Here is a 23,805-nt window from a genome sequence, read left to right as displayed (position 1 = left end):
ATGGTACTGAGCAAACGCACAGCTCTGATCGTTTCTTCGGCCGCCTCCCTCGCCCTCCTCACCGGCTGCGGCGCCGCCGACATGACCAAGCAGGCCTCCCCCTTCGCGGGCGCCCAGGGCGCCAAGACCGTGACCCTGTCCGTCCAGTCCTGGGTCGGCGCGCAGGCCAACGTCGCCGTCGCCCAGTACCTCCTGGAGCACAAGCTCGGCTACCGCGTCGACACCGTCCAGGTCGACGAGGTGCCCGCGTGGGACGCGCTCAGCCAGGGCCGCGTCGACGCGATCCTGGAGGACTGGGGCCACCCCGACCAGGAGAAGCGGTACGTCGACGACAAGAAGACGATCGCGCGCGGCGGCGGGCTCGGGGTGACCGGGCACATCGGCTGGTACGTGCCGACGTACCTCGTGAAGCAGCATCCCGACATCACGAACTGGAAGAACCTCAACAAGTACGCCTCCCTGTTCCGCACCGCGGAGAGCGGCGGCAAGGGTCAGCTGATGGACGGCTCACCGTCGTACGTCACCAACGACAAGGCGCTGGTGAGCAACCTGAAGCTGGACTACCAGGTGGTGTTCGCCGGTTCGGAGGCGGCGCAGATCACGCAGATCAGGCAGTTCGCCAAGGAGAAGAAGCCCTTCCTGACGTACTGGTACGCGCCGCAGTGGCTGTTCAAGAAGGTCCCGATGACCGAGGTGAAGCTGCCGGCGTACAAGGAGGGCTGCGACGCCGACGCGGCGAAGGTCGCCTGCGCCTATCCGCACACCCCGCTGCAGAAGTACCTCAACGCCGACTTCTCCAGGAAGGGCGGCAAGGCTGCGGCCTTCCTGAAGAAGTTCAAGTGGACGACCGAGGACCAGAACGAGGTCTCCCTGATGATCGCCGACCAGAAGCTCACGCCCGAGCAGGCGGCGAAGAAGTGGGTGGACGGCCACGCGTCCACGTGGAAGGCGTGGCTGTCCTGACCGTCAGCGCTTCTTCAGCTCGTCGGCCATTCCCTTGAACGCCAGCGCCGCCCAGCGCTGCAGCGTCGGCCCGAACGTGACGCGGGTGGCCCCGAGTTCGCCGAGTTCGGCGGGTGAGGGGCCGCCGTTCAGCGTGCCGTGCACATTGACCGGCCCCTGGATCCCGGACCGCAGCAGGGGCAGTACGTCCGTCGGGGCGCCGATCGGATAGACGCACTCGGCGCCGGCGGCGACGTACAACGCGGCCCGCTCGATGGCCCGTTCGGGATCGCCGTCGCCGTACGCGAAGACGTCGACGCGGGCGTTGACGAACAGCTGGTCGCCGGCCTCGTACCGCACCTCCGCGAGCCAGTCGGCGTGCTCGCGCGGGTCCTTGAGGACACCCCCGTTCGAGTCCTCGAGGTTGCAGCCGACGGCCCCCGCCTCCAGCAGCCGCTCCACGAGCTCCTTCGGCGCGAGCCCGTACCCGTCCTCGACGTCGGCCGACACGGGCACGTCGACGGCCCGGCAGATGCGCGCCACCGCGGCGAACATCTCCTCGGCCGGCGTGGACCCGTCCTCGTACCCGAGCGAGGCCGCGACTCCCGCGCTGGGTGTCGCGAGGGCCGGCCACCCGGCCTCCTCCAGCACCCGCGCGCTCACCGCGTCCCAGGGGCCCGGCAGCACGAGGGGGCCGCCGGGGAGGCGGCCCTTGTGCAGCGCGCGGAAGATCTCGACCTTGCTCATGGCGTTCACGGTGTGTAACCCCCCGGCGGGACACGGCGGCTGACCATCACGCGGTTCCAGTTGTTGATGGCGACGATCAACCCGATGAGATGGGCGAGTTCACGCTCGCCGAAGTGCTTGGCGGCCCGCTCGTACACGTCGTCCGGCACGAAGCCGTCGGTGAGTACCGTGACCGCCTCGGTCAGCGCGAGCGCGGTCCGCTCCCGCTCGTCGAAGAGGTCGTCCCCGGCCTCCTCCCAGGCGGCGAGCAGGTCGAGCTGCTGCTCACGCACCCCGTGCTTGCGGGCGATCTCGAGGTGCATGTCGAGGCAGAAGGCGCAGTGGTTGAGCTGCGAGGCGCGGATGGCGACCAGTTCGGCGAGCGCGGGGTCACCCAGTCCCCGCTTGGCGGCGGCGCTGACCGCGGACATCGCCTGTGCCACCGCGCGGTCGAGCAGCTGCGTACGAGCCGTCACCCGAGGTCTCCCGGCTGGTAGTGGCCCGGCACCATACGCGTGGTCACGCCGAACCGGTTCCAGGCGTTGATCACCGCGATGGTGGCGATCAGCTGCGCCAGCTCGGCCTCCTCGAAGTGCTTGGCGGCCTTCTCGTACACCTCGTCGGGCACGAATCCGTCGGTCAGGACGGTCACGGCCTCCGTGAGCTCGATCGCGGCGAGCTCCTTCTCCGTGTAGAAGTGCTGCGACTCCTCCCACGCGTTCAGCTGCACGATCCGCTGGACGCTCTCGCCCGCCGCGAGCGCGTCCTTGGTGTGCATGTCTAGGCAGAACGCGCAGTGGTTGAGGGCGGAGGCGCGCAGCCGCACCAGCTCCACCAGGCTAGGGTCGAGGCCCTGCTTGGCTGCCGTGTCGAGGCGGGCCATCGCCTTGTACACCTCGGGGGCGAGCTGCGCCCAGTGCATCCGGGCCGGCCGTTCGGCCGCGTGATCGGTGATCTCCTCTGTGGTCATGTCTCGACCCTAGGATCGAGGCTGCCCAAGGGTATGGTCCATTTCCATGGCAGAATCATGGGCCACTTTCGGCGTCGACCTGCATCTGGAACCGACCGGGGCGGGCGTGCGCCGGGGCCTCACCGACGCCCTGCGCGAGGCCGTCCGCACCGGCCGGCTCGCCCCCGGCACCCGGCTGCCCTCCTCCCGCACGCTCGCCGCGGACCTGGGCATCGCCCGCAACACGGTCGCGGACGCGTACGCCGACCTGGTGGCGGAGGGCTGGCTCACGGCACGCCAGGGTTCGGGCACGCGCGTCGCCGAGCGGAGGGTCGTACCACCGGCGAACCCCGCTCCCCGCCCCCGCGCCCACAGCCGACCCGCCTACAACCTGATCCCCGGCACCCCGGATCTCACCACCTTCCCCCGCGCCGAGTGGCTCAAGGCCGCCCGCCGCGCCCTCACGGCGGCCCCGTACCAGGCCCTCGACTACGGCGACCCCCGCGGCCGCCCCGAACTCCGCGCCGCCCTCGCGGGATACCTGTCCCGGGCCCGGGGCGTGCGCGCGGACCCCGAACGCATCCTGGTGTGCGCGGGGTTCTCGCACGGCCTGCGCATCCTGGCCGCGGTGTTGCGGGGGCGCGGCGGGCACACCGTCGCCGTGGAGTCGTACGGCCTCGACGTGCACTGGAAGCTGCTCGCCGACGCCAGTCTGCGCACGGTCCCGCTGCCTGTCGACGAACTCGGCACGGACCCGAGGGAGTTGGGCGACGAGGCCGCCGTACTGCTCACGCCCGCCCACCAGTTCCCGATCGGCGGCACCCTGCACCGGAACCGGCGCGCGATCGTCGTCGACTGGGCGCGGCGCACCGGGGGAGTGGTGATCGAGGACGACTACGACGGCGAGTTCCGCTACGACCGCCAGCCCGTCGGCGCCCTCCAGGGCCTCGACCCCGACCACGTCGTCTACGCCGGCACCGCCAGCAAGTCCCTCGCCCCCGGCCTGCGTCTGGCCTGGCTGGTGCTGCCGCCGAGCGTCATGGAGGAGGCGGTACGGGCCAAGGGCGGTACCGACTCCTGCGGGGCCCTGGACCAGCTGACCCTCGCCGAGTTCATCGTCTCCGGCGCCTACGACCGCCATGTCCGCGCCGCCCGGCTGCGCTACCGGCGCCGACGTGACGCCCTGGTCGCGGAGCTCGCCCGCCGTGCCCCGCAGGTGCACGCCACCGGCATCGCGGCCGGCCTCCACCTGGTGCTGCGACTGCCGCCCGGCACCGAGCAGGCGGCGCTGCGCGCGGCGGCCTGGCACGGGCTCGCCCTGCACGAACTGCACCGCTACCAGCACCCGGACGCGGCCGTCGAGCGCCGGGACGCGCTGGTCGTCGGATACGGGACACCGCCGGACCACGCGTGGTCGGGCGCACTCGACGCACTGTGCGCTTCACTGCATTCGTGAATACGACTTCCCCGGGGTGCGTGGTCGAGGGCGGGCAGGGACGGGGTGCATGGTCGGGGGGCGTAGGGACGGGGTGCATGGTCAGGGGCGTAGGGACGCTCACGTCTCCTCCGCCGGCGCCTCCCCGAACCGTGCCAGTGCCAGCGCTCCCGCCACGGCCACCGCGAACCCCAGTACCGCCAGCCAGGTCAGCCCTTCTCGTGTCCGGTCGCCGAGCCACACCACGCCGACCGCCGCCGGCCCGATCGTCTCCCCGATCACCATGCCCGCCGTGGCCGTGGTCACCGAGCCGCGCTGCAGGGCCGACGTCAGCAGCAGGAACGCGGCGCCCCCGCCGAGCAACAGGGCGTACGTCGCCGGGTTGGTGAGCAGCACCGACGGCGCGAGCGAGTCGATGAGCCGCACCGACACCTCCACCACCCCGAACCCGAACCCGGCCCCCAGGCCGAGCACCAGCGCCCGCCCCCGCCCGGACCACCGGCCACCCACCAGCCCGAGCAGCAGCACCCCCACGGCGGTGCCGAGCATCGCGTACTTCAGCGCCGTCGTCCCCTCCTGATCCCCCTCGCCCCCGGACGCCAGCCCCAGCATCGCGAGCCCGGCGCACACGACCCCGACCGCCGCCCACTCGCTCCGGCTCAGCCGTACCCGCAACAGCCGCGCGGCCACCACTGCCGTCACCGCCAGGCTGGAGGCCAGCGCGGCCCCGACCGCGTAGATGGGGATCGACCGCAACGCGGCGATCTGCAACAGGAACCCCAGCCCGTCCAGCGCCAGCCCGGCCAGATACCGCCACTGCCGCACGGCCCGCAGCAACAGCGCCGCGTCCCCACCCTCACCCGTGCTCGCCGCCCTCGCGGCGACCGCCTGCAGCACCGTCGCCGTACCGAAGCAGACCGCCGCCCCGAGCGCGCACACCATCCCAAAGATCACAAAGTGACTGTAGGGGAGGGGCGCTAGGACCGGGGTGCCTGCGCCCGGCCTCACACCGATCTTTAGGCTGGCCGCCGCAGACCGAACACCGGCAGCACCAGCAGATCGAACACCGGCAACACCAACGGGGAGACACGCACATGGCTGACGCACGCAGACAACTCCGCTCCGGCACCGTCGTCCTCGGCGGCATGGGCCTCCTCGCCGCCGCCCTCACCGCCTGCTCCTCCGACGACCCCGACAAGCGCTGCGTCGACCGCGACAGCTACAACCTCACCAAGGGCTACAAGGTCGTCGCCGACAAGAACTGCACGACCACCAAGTCCTCGGCCGACAGCGCCTGGTACTACGAGGGCGAGAAGCGCGGCAACTGGGTCGACGGCGGCTCCTTCACCAAGCCCCGCAAGGCCTCCAGCGGCTCCGGCGGAACGAGTGGCGGCCACGGTGTCTCCCGCGGCGGCTTCGGCAGCGGCAAGGGCAGCTCCGGCGGCTGACCAGGATCCCGGACCGGAGCAGACCCCGTACACCATGGAACGCCACACCATCACCCCGCGCCCCGACTGGCAGCAGACCGTCGAGGCACAGGGCCTCGTCTACCCGCTCACCCGCCACCCCGACGGCTCCCTGCGCCCCTACTGGGACGAGAGCGCCTACTACTCCTTCACGCTCCCCGAGGTGGAAGCCCTGGAGGAGGTCGTCGAGGAACTCCACGCGATGTGCCTCGCGGCGGCCGACCACATCGTCGAGGCCGGCCGCTTCGCCGACCTCGGCATCACCGACCCGCGCGTCGCCGAAGCGGTCGCGGAGGCCTGGCGCCGACGCGACGAACTCCCGTCCCTCTACGGCCGCTTCGACCTCCGCTACGACGGCACTGGCCCGGCGAAGCTGCTGGAGTACAACGCCGACACCCCCACGTCCCTGGTCGAGGCCGCCTCACCCCAGTGGTTCTGGATGGAGGAACGCTTCCCGGGCGCCGACCAGTGGAACTCCCTCCACGAACGCCTCGTCGCCGCCTGGAGGAAACAGTCCGCTCTCCTCCCGCCCGGCAGCCCCCTCTACTTCGCGCACTCCTCGGACGACGAGCTCGGCGAGGACCTGATGACCGTCGCCTACCTCAAGGAGACCGCCGAACAGGCCGGCCTGGACACCGACTGGATCTCGATGGAGGAGATCGGCTGGGACCACCTCTCCGGCCGCTTCGTCGACAACCAACTCCGCTTCATCCGCAGCTGCTTCAAGCTCTACCCCTGGGAGTGGCTCACCACCGACACCTTCGCCGGCCACGTCCTCGACACCCTCGACAACGGCGGCGGCACCGGCACCACCCTGTGGATCGAACCGGCCTGGAAGATGCTCCTGAGCAACAAGGCCCTCCTGGCCGTCCTCTGGGACCTCCACCCCGGCCACCCGAACCTCCTCCCGTCCTACCTCGACGGCCCGCGCGAACTCGCCACGACGACCGGTTACGTCGCCAAGCCCCTGCTCGGCCGCGAGGGCGCCGGAGTGACCGTCCACGAACCCGGAAGCGAGCCGGTCCTGCGCCAAGAGCCGTGCTGCTACCAGGAGTTGGCCCCCCTGCCCGACTTCGACGGCAACCGCGTCGTCCTCGGCGCATGGGTCGTCGAGAACGAGTCGGCGGGCCTCGGCATCCGCGAGTCCTCGGGCCTGATCACGGACGAGTACGCGCGCTTCCTGCCCCATGTGATCCGCTGACCGCGCTCTACATCCCGAGAACCGCCCGCAGCTGAGCGAGCCCCCAGTCCAGATCCTCCTTTCCGATCACCAGTGGCGGTGCGATCCGCACCGTCGCTCCATGCGTGTCCTTGACCAGCACTCCCCGGTCCATCAGCTTCTCGGACACCTCCCGCCCCGTCCCGTGGCCCGGGGCGATGTCGACGCCCGCCCACAACCCCCGTCCCCGTACCGCCGTCACGCGCCCCGTACCGGCCAACGCCCCCAGCTCGCGGTGCAGATGCTCACCCAGCTCCGCCGACCTCGCCTGGAACTCGCCCGTGCGCAGCATCGCGATCACCTCCAGCGCCACCGCGCAGGCCAGCGGGTTGCCGCCGAACGTCGACCCGTGCTCCCCGGGCCGGAACACCCCGAGCACCTCGGCGCTCGACACCACCGCCGACACCGGCACGATCCCCCCGCCCAGCGCCTTCCCGAGCACATACACATCCGGCACCACACCCTCGTGCTCGCACGCGAAGGTCTTCCCCGTCCGCCCCAGCCCCGACTGGATCTCGTCGGCGACGAACAGCACGTTCCGCTCCCGCGTCAGCTCCCGCACCCCTGGCAGATAGCCTGCCGGCGGCACCAGCACCCCCGCCTCGCCCTGGATCGGCTCCAGCAGCACCGCGACCGTGTTCTCCGTGACCGCCGACCGCATCGCCGTCAGGTCCCCGTACGGCACGATCTCGAAGCCCGGCGTGTAGGGCCCGAAGTCCGCCCGCGCCTCCGGGTCGGTGGAGAAGCTGATCAGTGTTGTCGTACGGCCGTGGAAGTTGTTGCCCGCGACCACGATCTTCGCCATCTCCGAGGGCACGCCCTTGACCTTGTAGCCCCACTTCCGGGCCGTCTTCACCGCGGTCTCCACCGCCTCGGCGCCCGTGTTCACCGGCAGCACCATCTCCATGCCGCACAGTCCGGCGAGCTGCTCGCAGAACGCCGCGTACCGGTCGTGGTGGAACGCCCGCGACGTCAGCGTCACCCGCTCCAGCTGCGCCTTCGCCGCCTCCACCAGTCGCCGGTTGCGATGGCCGAAATTGAGCGCCGAGTAACCGGCCAGCAGGTCCAGAAACCGCCTCCCCTCCACATCCGTCATCCAGGCCCCGTCGGCGGAGGCGACGACCACGGGCAGCGGGTGGTAGTTGTGCGCGCTGTGCGCTTCGGCGGCGGCGATGAGTGTCTCCGTAGTGGTCACGGGGTCTCCCGAAGGTGCCGAGTGCTGAGGGTGCCCCCTTTCCTATCGTCGCTCGCATGGTGGACGCGGGACCTCGGCTCTTCGACGCGCCCGGTAGGCTGACCGGCGGGCCGTGACTGGCGCGCTGGGATGGGACCGACCATCGGGGAGCGGCCTGTGTGTGAGCGAGTGCCGTGCGCCTGGGCCAACCGTGAACCGTGAACGCTTCAAGCCACGCCGTCCGGAGGCCGACGACATGTCAGAGCAGCAGCCCCTCTCCACCGAGTCCACCGCCTTCCGCGCCGCCCTCGACGTGATCCGCGCCGTCGAACCCCGGGTCGCCGACGCCATCGGCCAGGAAGTCCACGACCAGCGCGAGATGCTCAAGCTGATCGCCTCCGAGAACTACGCCTCCCCGGCCACCCTGCTCGCGATGGGCAACTGGTTCAGCGACAAGTACGCCGAGGGCACCATCGGCCGCCGCTTCTACGCCGGCTGTCGCAACGTCGACACCGTCGAGTCCCTCGCCGCCGAGCACGCCAAGGAGCTCTTCGGCGCCCGCCACGCCTACGTCCAGCCGCACTCCGGCATCGACGCCAACCTCGTCGCCTTCTGGTCGGTCCTCGCCGACCGCGTCGAGGCCCCCTTCCTGGAGAAGACCGGCGCCCGCCAGGTCAACGACCTCACCGAGGCCGACTGGGCCGAACTCCGCCAGGCCTTCGGCAACCAGCGCATGCTCGGCATGTCCCTGGACGCGGGCGGCCACCTCACCCACGGCTTCCGCCCGAACATCTCCGGCAAGATGTTCGACCAGCGCTCCTACGGCACCGACCCGGCCACCGGCCTCATCGACTACGAGGCCCTGCGTGCCTCCGCCCGCGAGTTCAAGCCGCTGATCATCGTCGCCGGCTACTCCGCCTACCCCCGCCTGGTGAACTTCCGCATTATGCGCGAGATCGCCGACGAGGTCGGCGCGACCCTGATGGTCGACATGGCGCACTTCGCCGGCCTGGTCGCGGGCAAGGTGCTGACCGGCGACTTCGACCCGGTCCCGCACGCCCAGATCGTCACCACCACCACCCACAAGTCGCTGCGCGGCCCGCGCGGCGGCATGGTCCTGTGCGACGACTCCCTCAAGGACCAGGTCGACCGAGGCTGCCCGATGGTCCTCGGCGGCCCGCTCCCGCACGTCATGGCCGCCAAGGCCGTCGCCCTCGCCGAGGCCCGCCGGCCCTCCTTCCAGGACTACGCCCAGCGCATCGTCGACAACTCCCGGGCCCTGGCGGAAGGCCTGATGCGCCGGGGCGCGACCCTGGTCACCGGCGGCACGGACAACCACCTCAACCTGATCGACGTCGCCACCTCCTACGGCCTCACCGGCCGCCAGGCCGAGGCCGCGCTCCTGGAGTCCGGCATCGTCACCAACCGCAACGCCATCCCCGCCGACCCGAACGGCGCCTGGTACACCTCCGGCATCCGCATCGGCACTCCCGCGCTGACCACGCGCGGCCTGGGCACCGCCGAGATGGACGAGGTCGCCGGCCTCATCGACCGCGTGCTGACCACCGCCGAGCCGGGCACCACCAAGTCGGGCGCCCCCTCCAAGGCCCAGCACGTCCTGGACCCGAAGATCGCGGGCGAGATCTCCCGCCGCGCCACCGACCTCGTGGCCGGCTTCCCGCTCTACCCGGAGATCGACCTGGGCTGAGCGCGCCCCCGGCCGACCTGCGCTCCCTCTTGAGTTGTCAAGGATCGGCTCTCAGAGATCGATGAGTTCCTGTCGTGGCTCCTCCGGCGGCGGTCCGGCACCCGTCCGGGCCGCCGCGCGGCGTATCAGCAGGCTCCCGCCGACCCCGACCACAACCCCGACAGCCAGCCCCGACGCCGCCCACCAGACACTGCCGTGGCCCCCGCCGCCCCGTTCCCCGGCAACCTGCCCCGAGGCTCCTCCTTCTCCGGTGCCTCCAGCCGCAGCCACCCCCTCACCCAGCCCGACCAGTACCTTCTCCTGTTCCAGCTGTGCGAACACCGAGCGCGGGGCCCGATGCCAGCGGATGTCGTCGTCGGCCACATCCGGCGCGGGATCGCTGCGTATCCAGGGCGTACCGTCCGCCGCCACGAACACCTGGTCCTGCCGCTCGACGGCCACATCACCTCCCGGCGCCCGGTTCGTCTGCGGCCAGCCCCCGACCCCCGTCAGCCCCCACATCACCGTGAAGGCCACCGGCGGATAACGCCCCTCGCTCCACGCCTCCGGCACCCGCTCCGTCCCGGTGTAGCCGGGCTGCAGCAACTGCCGCAGCCGGGCGAAGGCCGGCTCACCCGACTGCAGAACCGTCGTCCGCCCACTGCCGCCCGCGACGATCATTGCCAGATCGGGGACATCCACAGCGCGGACACCCGCATCGCGGACGTCCACATCGGGAACATCCCGAGCCCGGGCCGGCGAAGCCGACGGATGCTTGGTCACCGCCGGTGCCGCAGACACCAGCCCACCAGCCGCTCGCCCCGCAGGCAGCACCTCGTCCGCCACAGGGCCAGCGGCGACGGCTCTGTCCGCCGTGAGGCCCGCGACAATCACCCCGCCCGTCGAGCCGCCCGCCGCACCCGCGTACGCCACCGGCGCCCCACACACCCCGAGCGCCATCACCGCAGGTACCAGAGCAACAACCTGCGCCTGCGTCCTCCTCCTGCCCGTCCCCTCTCCGTCCCGTTCCCTCCGGCACCTCATCCGTCCTCCTCTCCAGCGACCACCTCTCATACGTCCCGCAGCTCCTGCTTCGGCCCGTCCTCCCGCGTCCGCCTCCACCCGTCGCCGTCAGAGAGCCGTGACGCGTACCGCCGCAGCCCGAGCGCCAGTCCCGCCCCGGTCGCCGCTCCCGGCAGCGTCCACCACCAGTTGGTCCACCAGTCCGTGCCGTCGTCCGGTGTGGCCGCGCCGACTGTCAGTGAGGCCGTCCCGGCGTCGGCGTCCACCCCCTCCGACTCCCAAGGCGCCGGGAAGATTCCGGAGTAGCCCTCGCCCTTGGTGTCCTTGCCCATCACGCCAAGTTGCTTGAGCAGGGCGCGCAGCTCGGTCGGGTGGTCGGCGCGGTGCCAGTAGCCGTTCATGGTGTCCGGCACGTGCGCCGCCGTGTGGATCCATACGGCCCCGGTTCCCGAGTCGCCGGGGAAGACCCGGTCCATCCGCCAGGGTGATATGTCGTGGGCGAGCCAAGTGACGTTTATCTGACGGGCGTTCGCCAGATCGCTTCCCGGGGGTATCTCCCGGGTTCCTGTGTCCGGTGGGCCCAGCAGCTGGGCCAACTCTCCGTACTCTTTGTCCGAGTAATACAGCGCCTCGGCCTCCCCGCTCGACGGCGAAGTCACCAGCACGCTTGTCGGGCCGCCCGCCGATGCCGATGACGCGCCCCACACCATCAGTGCCAGCGTTGCTGACAACGCCCCGGTCAGCGCCGCCAGTTCATGAATCCTGCGCCTCCATCCACGCATCGCATCCCCCAACCAGTCGTCCCTTGCGGCCCGTCCGCGAGCCGCGTGTCACTTCTGGTACACCGCCCGAGCCGCCGGGGTTCCCGCCATCCGCGGACTATTTGGCGGACTTCCCCGACTTCCCGGACTGTGCGGCCGACTCCTCCAGCGACTTCGCGATCTGCACGGCACGGGCCTTCGACGCCACGCCCTCCAGCCGCAGCGTCACCGCCCCGTCGCCGGTCCGGTGGGTCCACAGCAGAGTCGGTCCGGCGGTTCTCTCCTTGCGGGTGAAACGGTCCCCGTCCGCGTCGACCAGCCAGAAGCTCAGCAGATGCGGGCGCGGGAACCACAGGGCGTACTCCTGGACGCCGTCCGCGGTCGGCTTTCCGCCGAGCTCCAGCCACTCCGGAGGATCCCGCAGCGTCTTGGCGAAGCCGACGTCCAGCCAGGCGGGGAACTCGTCCAGCCGGACCGTATGCCCGCCCTCGCGCCAGCACAGGCTGACCAGGAATCGTCCCTGCGGCTCGCCGGTGACCGCCACCGTGTCCGGCACACCCAGCGCGTCCGGTACCACCGGCTGGAAGCCGGCCCGGTGCTCGGCCTGCCCGAGCGACACGGATCTCCCGCAGCCGGGCACCTCGGCGCCCGGCGAGGGCACCGCCGACGGGTCGTACCGCACCTCGACACCGCCGAAGTCGAACCAGTCGATCACCGCGGCCCGCACCGGGGGCGTGAGCGCGAGCACCGTCAGCAGGCCGCACAGCGTCGCGGTCAGCGAGCGCCACCTCAGCCGTGTCCAGCGCCGGGCCGCCCGCAGCCGCTCGCGGGCGCCCCGTGGCTCGGCCACCGGGACCGGCACATGCTCGGCCAGTATCTGACCCAGCACCCGCTCGACCATCGTCTCCGAGCCCCCCGAACCGTCGGCCGGGTCCAGCGACCGGCCCAGCGCCTTCAGCTCCTCCGGCAGCCGGGACACACCCTCGTGTCCCCTCTCACGCGAGCGTCCCCGCGCACCCGGACCCCGGTCACCGCCACGCCCGCGCGGCCCCCGGCCCCCGGCGCCCTCCGGGCCACGGCCGCCCTCACCGCCGTACGACTCCCGTCCCTCACTCACGCTCATCACCCCCTTCCCGAGGCTCGAAATCCGGCAGTAGTCGGCCCAGCTTGCGCAGGGCGCGGTTGAGGCGGGACTTGACCGTCCCGCGAGGCCAGCCCAGGGCCTGGGCCGTCTCGGACTCGTCCATCTCCAGGAGATAGCGGTAGGTCACGACCAGGCGGTGCTCCTCGCTCAGCTTCTCGACGGCGGACAGGAGGGCCGCGCGGCGCTCGGTCTGGAGGGTCGCCACCGCCGGGTCCGCCGATTCCGGTATCAGCGGCTCCGCCTCCACGAAGGCCGCCTCCCGGCCGGCGAGCGTGCGCTGCCGCGCCGCCGTGCGCACTGTGTTCCTCGTCTCATTGGCCACGATCGACAGCAGCCAAGGCTTGAAGGCCGAGCCGTCCCGGAACCTGCCCAGCGCGCAGTACGCCTTCACGAAGGCCTGCTGCACCACGTCCTCTGCGTCCGCACCCGCCCCGAGCGCCGCGGCCGCCCTGAGTGCGATGCCCGTGTGGGCCCGCACCAGCTCCGCGTACGCCTCCGGCTCTCCGGCGCGTACGCGGGCGATCACCGCGGCCTCATCGACGATGCGGCCCCCCTCCCGCGTTCTCACACTCTTGTTACACCGCGGCGGACAGATCGGTTCCCATCTGTTTCCGACCAGTTCCGGATCGGCCCCCGGCACCTGAGAGAATGGTGAGCATGGCCTCTGATCGTCCCCGCGTGCTCTCCGGAATCCAGCCCACCGCAGGCTCGTTCCACCTCGGCAACTACCTCGGCGCCGTCCGCCAGTGGGTGGCCCTGCAGGAGTCCCACGACGCGTTCTACATGGTCGTCGACCTGCACGCGATCACGGTTCCGCAGGACCCGGCGGAGCTGCGGGCCAACACCCGGCTCGCCACCGCCCAGCTGCTCGCCGCGGGCCTCGACCCGGAGCGCTGCACGCTGTTCGTCCAGAGCCATGTCCCCGAGCACGCCCAGCTCGCGTGGGTCATGAACTGCCTCACCGGCTTCGGCGAGGCCTCCCGTATGACCCAGTTCAAGGACAAGTCCGCCAAGCAGGGCGCGGACCGCGCCAGTGTCGGCCTGTTCACGTACCCGATCCTCCAGGTCGCGGACATCCTGCTGTACCAGGCCAACGAGGTGCCGGTCGGCGAGGACCAGCGCCAGCACATCGAGCTGACCCGCGACCTCGCCGAGCGCTTCAACGGCCGCTTCGGCGAGACCTTCACGATCCCGAAGCCGTACATCCTCAAGGAGACGGCGAAGATCTACGACCTGCAGGACCCGTCGATCAAGATGAGCAAGTCGGCGTCCACGCCGAAGGGCCTCATCAACCTCCTCGACGACCCCAAGGCCACCGCGAAGAAGGTCAAGAGCGCGGTCACCGACACCGACACCGTCATCCGCTACGACGCCGAGAACAAGCCGGGCGTCAGCAACCTGCTCACCATCTACTCGACCCTCACCGGCAAGCCGATCGCCGACCTGGAGCGCGAGTACGAGGGCAAGATGTACGGCGCGCTCAAGACCGACCTCGCCGAGGTCATGGTCGAGTTCGTGACGCCCTTCCGGGAGCGCACCCAGCAGTACCTGGACGACTCGGAGACGCTGGACTCGATTCTGGCCAAGGGGGCCGAGAAGGCACGTGCCGTGGCCGCGGAGACCCTCTCCCAGGCCTACGACCGGGTGGGTTTCCTGCCTGCCAAGCACTGACGCGCACCTTCGCACAGAAGTACCACCGGGCAGAGCGCTGCACATCACTATGGTTGCGCCTGCCCGCAACACAGCCGTGGCCGTACAGTCGATAGCCGACGGCCGGGAACAAATCCGTCACGACGACAGGAGACGACGTGGGGACCGTAACGATCGGCGTGTCGATCGCGGTCCCGGAGCCACAGGGCAGCCAGCTCCAGCAGCTGCGCGCGGGCTTCGGCGACGCCGCTGCTCACGGCATCCCCACGCACGTCACCCTGCTGCCGCCGACCGAGGTGGACAGCGCGGCTCTGCCGGCCATCGAGGCGCACCTGACCGAGGTCGCCGCGGCCGGTCGGCCGTTCCCGATGCGGCTGCAGGGCACCGGGACCTTCCGGCCCCTGTCGCCCGTCGTCTTCGTGCGGGTCGTGGAAGGAGCCGAGGCCTGCACCTGGCTGCAGAAGCAGGTCCGCGACGCCTCCGGCCCGGTGGCGCGCGAACTGGCGTTCCCGTACCACCCGCACGTCACCGTCGCGCACGGCATCGACGAGGAGTCGATGGACCGCGCCTTCGAGGAGCTCGCCGACTACGAGGCCGACTGGCCGTGCACCGGCTTCGCGCTGTACGAACAGGGCGAGGACGGCGTGTGGCGCAAGTTGCGCGAGTACGCCTTCGGGGGCGCCGTGGTGCCGCCGCAGGCCGGGCACGTGGAGCACGGCACCATCGGTAGCCGGTAGCCGGTAGCCGGTAGCCGGTAGCCGGTAGCCGGTAGCCGGTAGCCGGTAGCCGGTAGCCGCCGGGTTCGCCGCGGCCCCCGACACGGGTCGGTGGAGAGGGCGCCGGGATGCCCAGGCGGGTGCTCGCCGCGCCGGCCGGCGACGCCCGGCCGGAAGAGCGCGCCTGGATCGGCAACAGTGCGCCTGGATCGGCAAGAGCGCGCCTAGATCGGCAGCCGGCGGAACACCCCGCGCGGGACGTGCCGCAGCGCCGACATCACCGCACGCAGCGTGCCCGGCACCCACACCGTCTCCGAGCGCCGCCGCAGCCCCAGCTCCACGGCCGTGGCGACCGCCTCCGGAGTCGTCGCCAGCGGTGCTTCCGGGAGACCGGCGGTCATCTTGGAGCGCACGAACCCGGGACGTACGACCATCACGTGCACGCCCGTGCCGTGCAGCGCGTCGCCCAGCCCCTGCGCGAAGGCGTCCAGGCCGGCCTTGCTGGAGCCGTAGATGAAGTTGCTGCGCCGGGCCCGCTCGCCGGCGACGGAGGAGAGCACCACCAGGGAGCCGTGCCCTTGTGCCTGCAACGCGCGTGCGCTCACCAGGCCCGCCGACACCGCGCCCGTGTAGTTGGTCTGCGCAACCCGCACCGCGGCGGCCGGATCGCGCTCGTCGTTGGCCTGGTCGCCGAGGATCCCGAAGGCGAGCAGCACCATGTCGATGTCGCCCTCCGCGAAGACCTTGCCGAGCACGGTCTCGTGGGAGTGGGGGTCGAGCGCGTCGAAGGCGACGGTGTGCACGTCCGCGCCGCAGCCGCGCAATTGCTCCGCGGCCTGCTCCAGGGCGGGCGAGGGACGGCCGGCGAGCCACACCACGCGCGTGCGGCGCGCGATCAGGCGGCGGGCGGTGGCGAGCGCGATCTCGGACGTACCGCCGAGGACGAGCAGGGACTGGGGGAGACCGAAGGCGTCCTTCACGACAGCAGCTCCTAGAGGGCGAGACGGCGGGACAGGTCCGAGGTGAACACCGCGCGCGGGTCGAGTTCGGCGCGCAGGGCACGGAAGTCGTCGAGGCGCGGGTACATCGCGGCGAGGAGTTCAGGGCGCATCCGGGAGTCCTTGGCGAGGTAGACCCGGCCACCGGCCGCGGCGACCTCCTCGTCGAGCTCGTCCAGGAAGCCGCCGAGGCCGGGCAGCGCGGCCGGGATGTCCAGGGCGAGCGTCCAGCCGGGCACCGGGAAGGAGAGCCAGCCCGGATCGGCCTCCCCGAAGCGCTTGAGGACGGCCAGGAAGGACGGACAGCGATGCTCGGAGATGCGCCGTACGATCCGGCGCAGCGCGTCCTCCCGGCCGTGACCGACGACGAACTGGTACTGCACGAAGCCGCCGCGGCCGTAGACGCGGTTCCAGTGGGGCACGCCGTCCAGGGGGTGGAAGAAGGTGGAGATCCTCTGCAGTTGGCCGGTACGCGCGCGTGGTGCCTTCCGGTACCAGAGCTCGTTGAAGAGGCCCACGGTCGTGCGGCTCAGCAGGCCCTCCGGGAAGAGGGCGGGGGCGGCCGGGAACTGCGGGGTCCGGAAATCCAACGGTGCTCTACGCGCGCGTGCGGGCAGCGCGTCCAGGGGCGCGTGGTCGCCGCGGGTGAGGACCGCGCGGCCGGTCGCCGCGCCGCGCGCCAGCAGGTCGATCCAGGCGACCGAGTAGCGGTAGCGGTGGTCGTCGGCGGTCAGGCGCGCCATCAGGTCGTCGAGGTCCGTCGCGCGCTCGGTGTCTACCGACATCAGGGACGTCTCGACGGGCAGCAACCGGATGGTGGCGGTCAGGATCACGCCGGTGAGGCCCATGCCGCCCGCGGTCGCGTCGAACAGGGGCGTGCCGCTGCTCACCGTGCGGATCTCGCCGTCGGCGGTGAGGAGTTCGAGGGACAGGACGTGCCGGGAGAAGGAGCCGGACACATGGTGGTTCTTGCCGTGGATGTCCGCGCCGATCGCTCCGCCGACGGTCACGTAACGCGTGCCCGGCGTCACCGGCACGAACCAGCCCAGCGGCAGCAGCACCTCCATCAGCCGGTGCAGGGAGACGCCCGCGTCGCACAGCACCGTGCCGCCGTCGGCGTCGATCGCGTGGACACGGTCCAGGCCGGTCATGTCGAGCACCGCTCCGCCGGCGTTCTGCGCAGCGTCCCCGTACGCCCGCCCCAGGCCCCTGGGGACGGCCCCGCGGGCCCCGCAGCCCCGGACGGCGGCCACGGCCTCCTCGTACGTCCGGGGGCGGATCGGACGGGCCGCGGTGGGCGCGGTGCGGCCCCATCCGGTGACGATCACGGGAGCGGTGTCGGCAGGCATGACGGTGACCGTATCGCCCATCCATGAGCGATTGGTTTTGAAACGTGAATAGCCTCCCCGAAATGGGTGATTAATGGGATGTCGCTCAATATTGCCGGAGTTCCGGCGGTGTTGACGTGAACAGTGAGTCCGCATGGACGACATGGATGACATGGACCATATGGACCGCCGAATCCTTTCCGTGTTCCGGGCGTACGGCAGTGACCCGCGCGTCGCCGGTGCCGCGCGCGCCCTCTCGTGGGCCGGAGAGCACGGTGCGCTGTGGCTGGCGGCCGGGCTCGCGGGAGCCGCCGTGAACGGCGCGCGACGCGGCGCCTGGTTGCGCGGCACGGCGCTCACCGCGGGCGCGCACCTCGTCAGCATGGGCGTGAAAAGGGTGGTGCGCCGTCCGCGCCCGGCGCACGTCGAACCCCTCGTGCGCACCGCTGGCCGACACTCCTTCCCGAGCTCGCACGCGACCTCCGCCGCGGCCGCCGCCGTCGCCTACGGGGCGCTCGGCGCCCACGCGATCCCGCCGCTCGCCGCCGCGATGTGCCTCTCGCGCCTGGTCGTCGGCGTCCACTACCCCTCGGACGTGGCGGCGGGCGCGGCCCTCGGGGCGCTCACGGCGCGCATCGGGTCGCGCTGGATGGCAGGGGGCGCGCATGACTGAGACAGCGCCCCTCACGGGAGGCGCACGCACCCACGACACGGCGCTTCTCGAACAACGCACGCCCCAGCGAAGCCCCGCACCACCCCAGCACAAAGGCACCCGCGCCCCGCGCGGCGGCGGCCCCGGCGCGCTCCTGCGCGGCCTGCTCAGGACCGCGCGCCCCAAGCAGTGGGTCAAGAACCTCCTGGTCGTCGCCGCCCCGGCCGCCGCCGGGCAGCTGTTCTCACGCCATGCCCTCGCCCAACTCGCCCTGGTCTTCGCGCTGTTCACCGCGTGCGCCGCCGCCGTCTACCTGATCAACGACGCCCGGGACGCCGAGGCCGACCGCGCGCACCCGACCAAGCGGCACCGTCCGGTGGCCGCGGGAGACGTGCCCGTGCCCGTCGCGTACGCCGTCGGAGGCGCCCTCGGGGTGCTCGCGCCGGTCGCCGCGGCCTGGCTGGTCTCGCCGGTCGTCGCGGCGCTGCTGACGGCCTACCTGGGCATGCAACTGGCGTACTGCGTCAGCCTCAAGCACGTCCTGGTCGTCGACCTCGTGGTCGTCACCACCGGGTTCCTGATGCGGGCCATGATCGGCGGGCTGGCCCTGGGGATCCCGCTCTCCCGCTGGTTCCTGATCACGACCGGGTTCGGGGCGCTGTTCATGGTGTCGGCCAAGCGCTACTCCGAGGCGGTGCAGATGGCCGGAAAGGCGGGCGCCACGCGCGCGTTGCTCACCGAGTACACCACCGGCTACCTGCGCTTCGTGTGGCAGCTCGCGGCCGGTGTCGCCGTGCTCGGCTACTGCCTGTGGGCACTCGAGGAGGGCGGCGTCCCGCACACCAGCGTGCTGCCCTGGCGCCAGCTGTCCATGGTCGCCTTCATCCTCGCGATCCTCAGATACGCCGTCTTCGCCGACCGCGGCACCGCGGGCGAGCCCGAGGACGTCGTCCTGCGCGACCGCGCCCTCGCCCTCATCGGCCTGGTCTGGCTCGCGATGTACGGCCTGGCGGTGGCGAATTGGTGAGCACACGCGCGTGGACGGCCCGAAGCGAACCGCCGGCCACGCGCGCGTGGAGGAGCGGCGGCGAATCGTCGACCTCGCGCGCGTGCACGAGCCCGCAGCTCCGGCCGAGTCCTCCGTCCCGCCCGAGCGCCCCATCCCGTCCGGGTCCTCCGCGTCGCCGGAACTCCCCACCTCGCCGTGAACTCGCAGGCTTCGCCGCCGTCGGCCTCCTCGCCTACGCCGTCGACCTCGCCCTGTTCACCTGCCTGCGCGGACCCGCCGGGTTCGGCCCGATCACCGCCAAGGCGCTCGCGTTCCTCTCGGGCTGCTCGGTGGCGTACGCCGGGAACGCGCTCGGTACGTACCGGCACGCGCGCGTGAAGGGCGTGCGCTCCTGTGCCGTGTTCCTCGCGGTGAACATCGCCGGAGCCGCCGTACAACTACTGTGCCTGGCCGTGAGCCACTACGGCCTCGGCCTCACCTCGCAGCGTGCGGACACCGTATCCGGAGCGGGAATCGGCATGGCGCTCGCCACAGTGCTGCGCTTTTGGGGTACTCGCACATTGGTCTTCCGCACCGAGGGCAGAGTCGGATCATGGACTGGCTGAAAAAGCTCCCCGTCGTCGGGCCGCTGGTGGCGCGCCTGACGGCCACGCACGCGTGGCGGTCGTACGAACGGCTCGACCGCGTGAAGTGGACGCGACTCGCGGCCGCGATGACGTTCACGAGCTTCATCGCGCTGTTCCCGCTGCTCACGGTGGCCGCGGCGATCGCCGCCGCCACGCTCAGCAAACAGCAGCAGAACGATCTGCAGGACAAGATCGCCGAGCAGGTGCCCGGCATCTCGGACCAGCTCGACATCAACAACCTGGTCGAGAACGCGGGCACCATCGGCCTCATCGCCGGCGCCCTGCTGCTGTTCACCGGCATCGGCTGGGCCGGCTCCATGCGCGAGTGCCTGCGGGCGGTGTGGGAGCTGCCCGACGGGGAGGAGAACCCGCTCCTGCGCAAGGCGAAGGACCTGGGCATCCTCATCGGTCTCGGCGGCGCCGTCCTCATCACGCTCGCCGCCTCCACCGTCGCCTCCGCGATGGTCGGCTGGATCACCGAGCAGTTCGGCATCGACAAGGGCGGCTGGGGCGGGATCCTGCTCTATGTCGCCGCGTTCTCCGTCGCCGTGTTCGCGGACTTCCTGCTGCTCCTGTACGTCCTCACGCTGCTGCCCGGCGTCGAACCGCACCGCCGCCGCCTGATGGTCGCGGCACTGATCGGCGCGGTCGGCTTCGAGCTGCTGAAGACGCTGCTGAGCGGCTACATGCAGGGTGTCGCCGCGAAGAGCATGTACGGCGCCTTCGGCGTCCCCGTGGCCCTGCTGCTGTGGATCAACTTCACCTCGAAGCTGGTCCTGTTCTGCGCCGCCTGGACGGCGACGCAGAGCAAGGAGCAGGAGATCGAGGAATGGGGCCGCGAGGACCAGGAGGGCGTCGTCCGCAAGGTCAGGGACGAGGACGACGACGTACCAGGTCGGGCAGCGGCCAGCGGCGGTTGACCAGGAACGCGGCGGCGGCCAGCAGCACCAGCAGCCCGCCGGTGATCGCGAACGCGATCCCCATGCCGCCGGAGGACTCCTCGGCCGCGGCCTTCGTCCTGGGCACGGTCGAGGAGTCCCCGCCGCCCGCCTGGCCCGCCGAGGCGTTCGCACCGGGCTGGGCGCTCGCCTGCGCGGCGCTCTTCGGCGGCACCAGCTCGCCCACCGCACGCGCCTTGCCGGCCGCCTGGAAGCCCCAGTCGAACAGCTTGGCGGTCTCCTTGTAGACCTCGTTGTGCTCGTCCTTGGACGGGTTCATGACCGTGACGAGGAGCACCCGGCCGTTGCGCTCCGCGACGCCGGTGAAGGTGGCGCCCGCGTTGGTCGTGTTGCCGTTCTTGACGCCGGCGATGCCCTGGTAGACGGGCACGTCGGAGTCGCCGCTGAGCAGCCGGTTGGTGTTCTGGATCTCGAAGGACTCCCGGACCGACTTGCCCTTCTTGCCCTTCTTCGTCTCGCCCGGGAACTTGGCGCGGACTGTCGAGCAGTACTCCCGGAAGTCCTTCTTCTGCAGCCCGGAGCGCGCGAACAGCGTCAGGTCGTACGCCGACGAGACCTGCCGGGGAGCGTCGTAGCCGTCGGGCGTGACCACGTTCGTGTCGAGGGCCTGGAGCTCCTCGGCGTGCTCGTTCATCTCCTTGACGGTGTTGTCGACGCCGCCGTTCATCGCGGACAGTACGTGCACGGCGTCGTTGCCGGAGCGCAGGAAGACGCCGAGCCACAGGTCGTGGACCGTGTACGTCTCGCCCTCCTTTATCCCGACCATGCTGGAGCCGGCGCCCATGCCGGCCAGGTCGGCGGGGACGACCTTGTGCTTCTCGCTCCTCGGGAACTTCGGCAGCACCGTGTCGGCGAACAGCATCTTCATCGTGCTCGCCGGGGGCAGCCGCCAGTGGGCGTTGTGCGCGGCGAGCACCTCGCCCGACTCGGCGTCGGCGACGATCCAGGAGCGGGCTGTGATGTCCTTGGGGATCACCGGGGCGCCGCTGCCCAGGTCGACCTGGGTGCCCGGCTGCCCCAGGCGCGTGCCGCCCACGCTCGACATGTTCGCCGGGGGAGTGGCCGACGGGCTCGCCGAGGCGCTCGGGGACGGGCTCGCCGAGGCGCTCGGGGACGGGCTCGCCGAGGCGCTCGGGGACGGGCTCGTCGAGGGGCTGGGGGCCGCGAGGGCTGCGGGCGCGGTCAGCGCGAGCGACGACAGGGCGGCTGAGGTGACCAGCAGGGATCGCCTGACGGTCTTCTTGGGTGCGGGCACGGACGAGAACGTACATGCCACGGGATGTGAAGTCGCGCCCGGCACTCCACCCCGGGGACGGAGCCGGAAGCGGGGCGGCGATACTGAAGCCATGAAGCTCAGCCGCCCGGTCTCCTGGTTCCTGCTCGCCTTCGGGGTGTGGAGCTGGGTCATCTGGGTCACTTTCGTTAAAAACCTTGTCAAGGACAGCAGTGGGCAGGCCTTCGACGACGGCCACCCGACAGCGTTCTTCTGGGTGCATCTGACGCTCGCCGTCGTCTCCTTCGTATTGGGGACGGTCATCGGGGGCATCGGGTTGCGCGGACTGCGCGCATTGCGCCGCACTTCATAACCGGCCGTACCGCGACAAACCGGGCGGCAACGGAACCGACAGCGGGGGTTCACTCCACGGTGGGCATTGTCTTCGGCGTCTTCGCGCTGCTCGCTCTCGGCGTCCTAGTGGCCGCCAACTGGTACCTGTGGCGCCGCCTGTTCCGCGACACCACCCGGGGGCCCGGTCTCGTCCGCCGCGCGGGTGTGGTGCTCGTCGCGGGCGGCTGGGTGGCGGCGATCGGCGCCCTGGTGGCCGAGCGCGCGGGCGCCCCGTTCTGGCTCCAGCAGGTCCTCGCCTGGCCGGGTTTCCTGTGGCTCGCGCTGTCGATCTACCTGCTGCTGGCAGTGGTGGCGGGAGAGGTCGTACGACCGCTGCTGCGGCGCGCGTTGGAACGGCGGGCGGGGCGTGCGCGGCGGGCGCGTGAAGCGGAGCGCGCGCCGGAGCGCGAGCTCGTGCACACCACCCTGGACGTCGCGCCCGCCCCGGACGCCGTGTCCACGTCGGACACCGCGCTCAACACCGCACCCGCCCCGGAAACCGCGCCCATGCCGGAGCGCACAACCCCCGAGCCGGCGCCCACCTCAGAACCCACGCCCCTCCAGGAGCCCGCGCCCTCCCGCGCGCCCCTCACCACCCACGCGCCCCTCCGGGAACCCACGCCCGCCTCGCACCCCGCGCGCCCTCAGGAGCCCGTGCCCGCCTCGCACCCCGCGCGCCCTCAGGAGCCCGTGCCCGCCTCGCACCCCGCGCGCCCTCAGGAGCCCGTGCCCGCCTCGCACCCCGCGCGCCCCCAAGAGCCCGCGCCCGCCCCCACACCCGCCCCCACACCCACACCCACACCCCTCACCACCCCCACCCGCCGCCTCTTCGTCTCCCGAGTGATCGCCGGAGCCGCCGCCATCGCCGCCGTCGCGACCGTCGGCTACGGCACCTACGGCGTCCTGCGCGGCCCCCGCGTCAAACGGGTCACCGTGCCGCTCGCCAAGCTCCCGCGCGCGGCGCACGGCTATCGCATCGCCGTGGTGAGCGACATCCACCTGGGCCCGATCCTCGGCCGCGGCTTCGCTCAGCAGGTCGTGGACACGATCAACTCCACCCAGCCCGACATCGTCGCGGTCGTCGGCGACCTGGTGGACGGCAGCGTGAAGGACCTGGGCCCGGCGGCGGCCCCGCTGCGTCGGCTGAACGCGCCGTCCTACTTCGTCACCGGCAACCACGAGTACTTCTCCGGTGCCGAGCAGTGGGTCCAGGAGGTGCGCCGACTGGGTCTGCACCCCCTGGAGAACGCCCGTACCGAACTCCCCTGGTTCGACCTCGCCGGCGTCAACGACATCGCGGGCGAGCGCGAGGGGCAGGGCCCCGACTTCGCCAAGGCGCTCGGCGACCGGGACCCGGCACGCGCGTGCGTGCTCCTCGCCCATCAGCCGGTCCAGATCCACGAGGCCGTCAAGCACGACGTCGACCTCCAGCTCTCCGGCCACACCCACGGCGGCCAGCTCTGGCCCGGCAACTTCCTCGCCGCGGCCGCCAATCCGACCGTCGCGGGCCTGGACCGCTACGGCGACACGCAGTTGTACGTCAGCCGGGGCGCGGGCGCGTGGGGTCCGCCCACGCGCGTGGGCGCGCCGTCGGACATCACGGTGATCGAGTTGGCCTCCACGCGCGCGTGACCGAAATGTTCGGCCCGGCGCAAACGAGTGGAAACGATTCGCCGCAGAGGCTGTGAGAGCGCTGTGAAATCTGCTGGAAACCCCTTGCGGTAACTTCTTTCTC

The 23,805-nt window shown here is 71.5% G+C and carries 24 protein-coding genes, 1 pseudogene and 1 riboswitch; of the genes and pseudogenes, 13 read left to right on the top strand and 12 right to left on the bottom strand.

Annotation, left to right across the window (positions count from 1 at the left end; translation table 11 throughout):
• Positions 1-963, top strand: coding sequence for an ABC transporter substrate-binding protein (locus MQP27_RS33620; protein WP_242771943.1), 963 nt, complete (start codon positions 1-3; stop codon positions 961-963).
• A 3-nt stretch (positions 964-966) separates the two neighbouring features.
• Here the strand turns inward: MQP27_RS33620 and MQP27_RS33615 are convergent, their stop codons facing one another.
• From MQP27_RS33615 to MQP27_RS33605, 3 genes are read right to left on the bottom strand one after another with little or no spacing between them, the layout of a single operon-like run.
• On the bottom strand, positions 967-1,689 hold the full coding sequence (locus MQP27_RS33615; RefSeq protein ID WP_242771940.1) for an isocitrate lyase/PEP mutase family protein: 723 nt from the start codon (positions 1,687-1,689) through the stop codon (positions 967-969).
• Positions 1,690-1,694: 5 nt separating this feature from the next.
• Positions 1,695-2,144 carry a carboxymuconolactone decarboxylase family protein gene (locus MQP27_RS33610; protein WP_242771937.1) on the bottom strand — a complete coding sequence of 150 codons (450 nt, stop codon included), beginning with the start codon at positions 2,142-2,144 and terminating at the stop codon, positions 1,695-1,697.
• Positions 2,141-2,638 carry a carboxymuconolactone decarboxylase family protein gene (locus tag MQP27_RS33605; RefSeq protein WP_242771934.1) on the bottom strand — a complete coding sequence of 166 codons (498 nt, stop codon included), beginning with the start codon at positions 2,636-2,638 and terminating at the stop codon, positions 2,141-2,143. Before MQP27_RS33605 ends, MQP27_RS33610 begins: the two co-directional genes overlap by 4 nt.
• A 46-nt stretch (positions 2,639-2,684) precedes the next feature.
• Here MQP27_RS33605 and pdxR point away from each other — a divergent pair, with 46 nt between their 5' ends.
• Positions 2,685-4,073, top strand: a complete 1,389-nt coding sequence (pdxR, locus tag MQP27_RS33600) for a MocR-like pyridoxine biosynthesis transcription factor PdxR (protein ID WP_242771931.1) — start codon at positions 2,685-2,687, stop codon at positions 4,071-4,073.
• A gap of 99 nt (positions 4,074-4,172) precedes the next feature.
• Here the strand turns inward: pdxR and MQP27_RS33595 are convergent, their stop codons facing one another.
• Entirely contained in the window at positions 4,173-4,994 is an 822-nt protein-coding gene (locus tag MQP27_RS33595; RefSeq protein ID WP_242772772.1) for a DMT family protein, read from the bottom strand.
• Between the two features lie 152 nt (positions 4,995-5,146).
• Here MQP27_RS33595 and MQP27_RS33590 point away from each other — a divergent pair, with 152 nt between their 5' ends.
• Both MQP27_RS33590 and MQP27_RS33585 read left to right on the top strand, forming a co-directional pair.
• On the top strand, positions 5,147-5,500 hold the full coding sequence (locus MQP27_RS33590; RefSeq protein WP_242771928.1) for a hypothetical protein: 354 nt from the start codon (positions 5,147-5,149) through the stop codon (positions 5,498-5,500).
• 34 nt (positions 5,501-5,534) lie between these two features.
• Positions 5,535-6,719 carry a glutathionylspermidine synthase family protein gene (locus MQP27_RS33585; protein ID WP_242771925.1) on the top strand — a complete coding sequence of 395 codons (1,185 nt, stop codon included), beginning with the start codon at positions 5,535-5,537 and terminating at the stop codon, positions 6,717-6,719.
• A gap of 7 nt (positions 6,720-6,726) precedes the next feature.
• Here MQP27_RS33585 and rocD read toward each other — a convergent pair whose 3' ends face one another.
• Positions 6,727-7,932, bottom strand: a complete 1,206-nt coding sequence (gene rocD, locus MQP27_RS33580) for an ornithine--oxo-acid transaminase (protein ID WP_242771922.1) — start codon at positions 7,930-7,932, stop codon at positions 6,727-6,729.
• 102 nt (positions 7,933-8,034) lie between these two features.
• Positions 8,035-8,124: riboswitch (ZMP/ZTP riboswitch) on the top strand.
• A 43-nt stretch (positions 8,125-8,167) separates the two neighbouring features.
• Between rocD and MQP27_RS33575 the strand changes: the two genes are divergently transcribed.
• Complete coding sequence (locus MQP27_RS33575; protein WP_242771918.1) at positions 8,168-9,619, top strand: glycine hydroxymethyltransferase; 1,452 nt, start codon at positions 8,168-8,170, stop codon at positions 9,617-9,619.
• 51 nt (positions 9,620-9,670) lie between these two features.
• On the opposite strand, the gene MQP27_RS33570 is transcribed toward MQP27_RS33575, so the two are convergent.
• The 4 genes from MQP27_RS33570 to MQP27_RS33555 all read right to left on the bottom strand — a co-directional run bounded on the left by MQP27_RS33570 (position 9,671) and on the right by MQP27_RS33555 (position 13,094).
• A complete protein-coding gene (locus MQP27_RS33570) occupies positions 9,671-10,330 on the bottom strand; it encodes a hypothetical protein (protein WP_308290045.1) in 660 nt (219 codons plus the stop codon).
• A gap of 338 nt (positions 10,331-10,668) precedes the next feature.
• Complete coding sequence (locus tag MQP27_RS33565) at positions 10,669-11,097, bottom strand: hypothetical protein (RefSeq protein ID WP_242771915.1); 429 nt, start codon at positions 11,095-11,097, stop codon at positions 10,669-10,671.
• 403 nt (positions 11,098-11,500) lie between these two features.
• Positions 11,501-12,505, bottom strand: coding sequence for a hypothetical protein (locus MQP27_RS33560; protein WP_242771912.1), 1,005 nt, complete (start codon positions 12,503-12,505; stop codon positions 11,501-11,503).
• Positions 12,492-13,094 carry an RNA polymerase sigma factor gene (locus MQP27_RS33555; protein ID WP_242771909.1) on the bottom strand — a complete coding sequence of 201 codons (603 nt, stop codon included), beginning with the start codon at positions 13,092-13,094 and terminating at the stop codon, positions 12,492-12,494. Before MQP27_RS33555 ends, MQP27_RS33560 begins: the two co-directional genes overlap by 14 nt.
• A gap of 89 nt (positions 13,095-13,183) precedes the next feature.
• Between MQP27_RS33555 and trpS the strand changes: the two genes are divergently transcribed.
• Positions 13,184-14,197, top strand: a complete 1,014-nt coding sequence (gene trpS, locus MQP27_RS33550) for a tryptophan--tRNA ligase (protein WP_242771906.1) — start codon at positions 13,184-13,186, stop codon at positions 14,195-14,197.
• A gap of 137 nt (positions 14,198-14,334) precedes the next feature.
• Positions 14,335-14,913, top strand: coding sequence for a 2'-5' RNA ligase family protein (locus MQP27_RS33545; RefSeq protein ID WP_242771903.1), 579 nt, complete (start codon positions 14,335-14,337; stop codon positions 14,911-14,913).
• A 203-nt stretch (positions 14,914-15,116) separates the two neighbouring features.
• Here the strand turns inward: MQP27_RS33545 and dprE2 are convergent, their stop codons facing one another.
• Both dprE2 and dprE1 read right to left on the bottom strand, forming a co-directional pair.
• On the bottom strand, positions 15,117-15,872 hold the full coding sequence (gene dprE2 / locus MQP27_RS33540) for a decaprenylphospho-beta-D-erythro-pentofuranosid-2-ulose 2-reductase (RefSeq protein WP_242771889.1): 756 nt from the start codon (positions 15,870-15,872) through the stop codon (positions 15,117-15,119).
• A gap of 11 nt (positions 15,873-15,883) precedes the next feature.
• Complete coding sequence (dprE1, locus tag MQP27_RS33535) at positions 15,884-17,239, bottom strand: decaprenylphosphoryl-beta-D-ribose oxidase (protein ID WP_242771886.1); 1,356 nt, start codon at positions 17,237-17,239, stop codon at positions 15,884-15,886.
• Between the two features lie 133 nt (positions 17,240-17,372).
• On the opposite strand from dprE1, the gene MQP27_RS33530 reads away from it, so the two are divergent.
• The 4 genes and pseudogenes from MQP27_RS33530 (at position 17,373) to MQP27_RS33515 (ending at position 20,425) form a co-directional block, all read left to right on the top strand.
• Positions 17,373-17,891: a phosphatase PAP2 family protein gene (locus tag MQP27_RS33530; RefSeq protein ID WP_242771883.1), complete on the top strand. Its 519-nt coding sequence runs from the start codon at positions 17,373-17,375 to the stop codon at positions 17,889-17,891.
• The gene (locus MQP27_RS33525; protein ID WP_242771880.1) at positions 17,884-18,897 is read left to right on the top strand and encodes a decaprenyl-phosphate phosphoribosyltransferase; all 1,014 of its coding nucleotides are present in this window, start codon (positions 17,884-17,886) and stop codon (positions 18,895-18,897) included. The genes MQP27_RS33530 and MQP27_RS33525 overlap by 8 nt, the downstream gene beginning before the upstream one ends.
• A gap of 173 nt (positions 18,898-19,070) precedes the next feature.
• Positions 19,071-19,484, top strand: a pseudogene (locus MQP27_RS33520) (GtrA family protein); the annotation flags it as partial.
• Complete coding sequence (locus MQP27_RS33515; RefSeq protein ID WP_242771877.1) at positions 19,472-20,425, top strand: YihY/virulence factor BrkB family protein; 954 nt, start codon at positions 19,472-19,474, stop codon at positions 20,423-20,425. The pseudogene MQP27_RS33520 and the gene MQP27_RS33515, both read left to right, overlap by 13 nt.
• Here MQP27_RS33515 and MQP27_RS33510 read toward each other — a convergent pair.
• On the bottom strand, positions 20,373-21,719 hold the full coding sequence (locus MQP27_RS33510; RefSeq protein WP_372511380.1) for a D-alanyl-D-alanine carboxypeptidase family protein: 1,347 nt from the start codon (positions 21,717-21,719) through the stop codon (positions 20,373-20,375). The genes MQP27_RS33515 and MQP27_RS33510 overlap by 53 nt on opposite strands.
• A gap of 91 nt (positions 21,720-21,810) precedes the next feature.
• On the opposite strand from MQP27_RS33510, the gene MQP27_RS33505 reads away from it, so the two are divergent.
• Together MQP27_RS33505 and MQP27_RS33500 are read left to right on the top strand one after the other, a co-directional pair.
• The gene (locus tag MQP27_RS33505) at positions 21,811-22,050 is read left to right on the top strand and encodes an SCO4848 family membrane protein (RefSeq protein ID WP_242771871.1); all 240 of its coding nucleotides are present in this window, start codon (positions 21,811-21,813) and stop codon (positions 22,048-22,050) included.
• A 59-nt stretch (positions 22,051-22,109) separates the two neighbouring features.
• Positions 22,110-23,702, top strand: coding sequence for a metallophosphoesterase (locus MQP27_RS33500; protein ID WP_242771868.1), 1,593 nt, complete (start codon positions 22,110-22,112; stop codon positions 23,700-23,702).
• Positions 23,703-23,805 lie beyond the last annotated feature (103 nt).

The sequence above is a fragment of the Streptomyces cylindrosporus genome (genome assembly GCF_022698165.1).
GTDB lineage: Bacteria > Actinomycetota > Actinomycetes > Streptomycetales > Streptomycetaceae > Streptomyces > Streptomyces cylindrosporus.
Note: the sequence above shows the minus strand (reverse complement) of the source record. Positions and strands in the feature narration are given on the sequence as shown.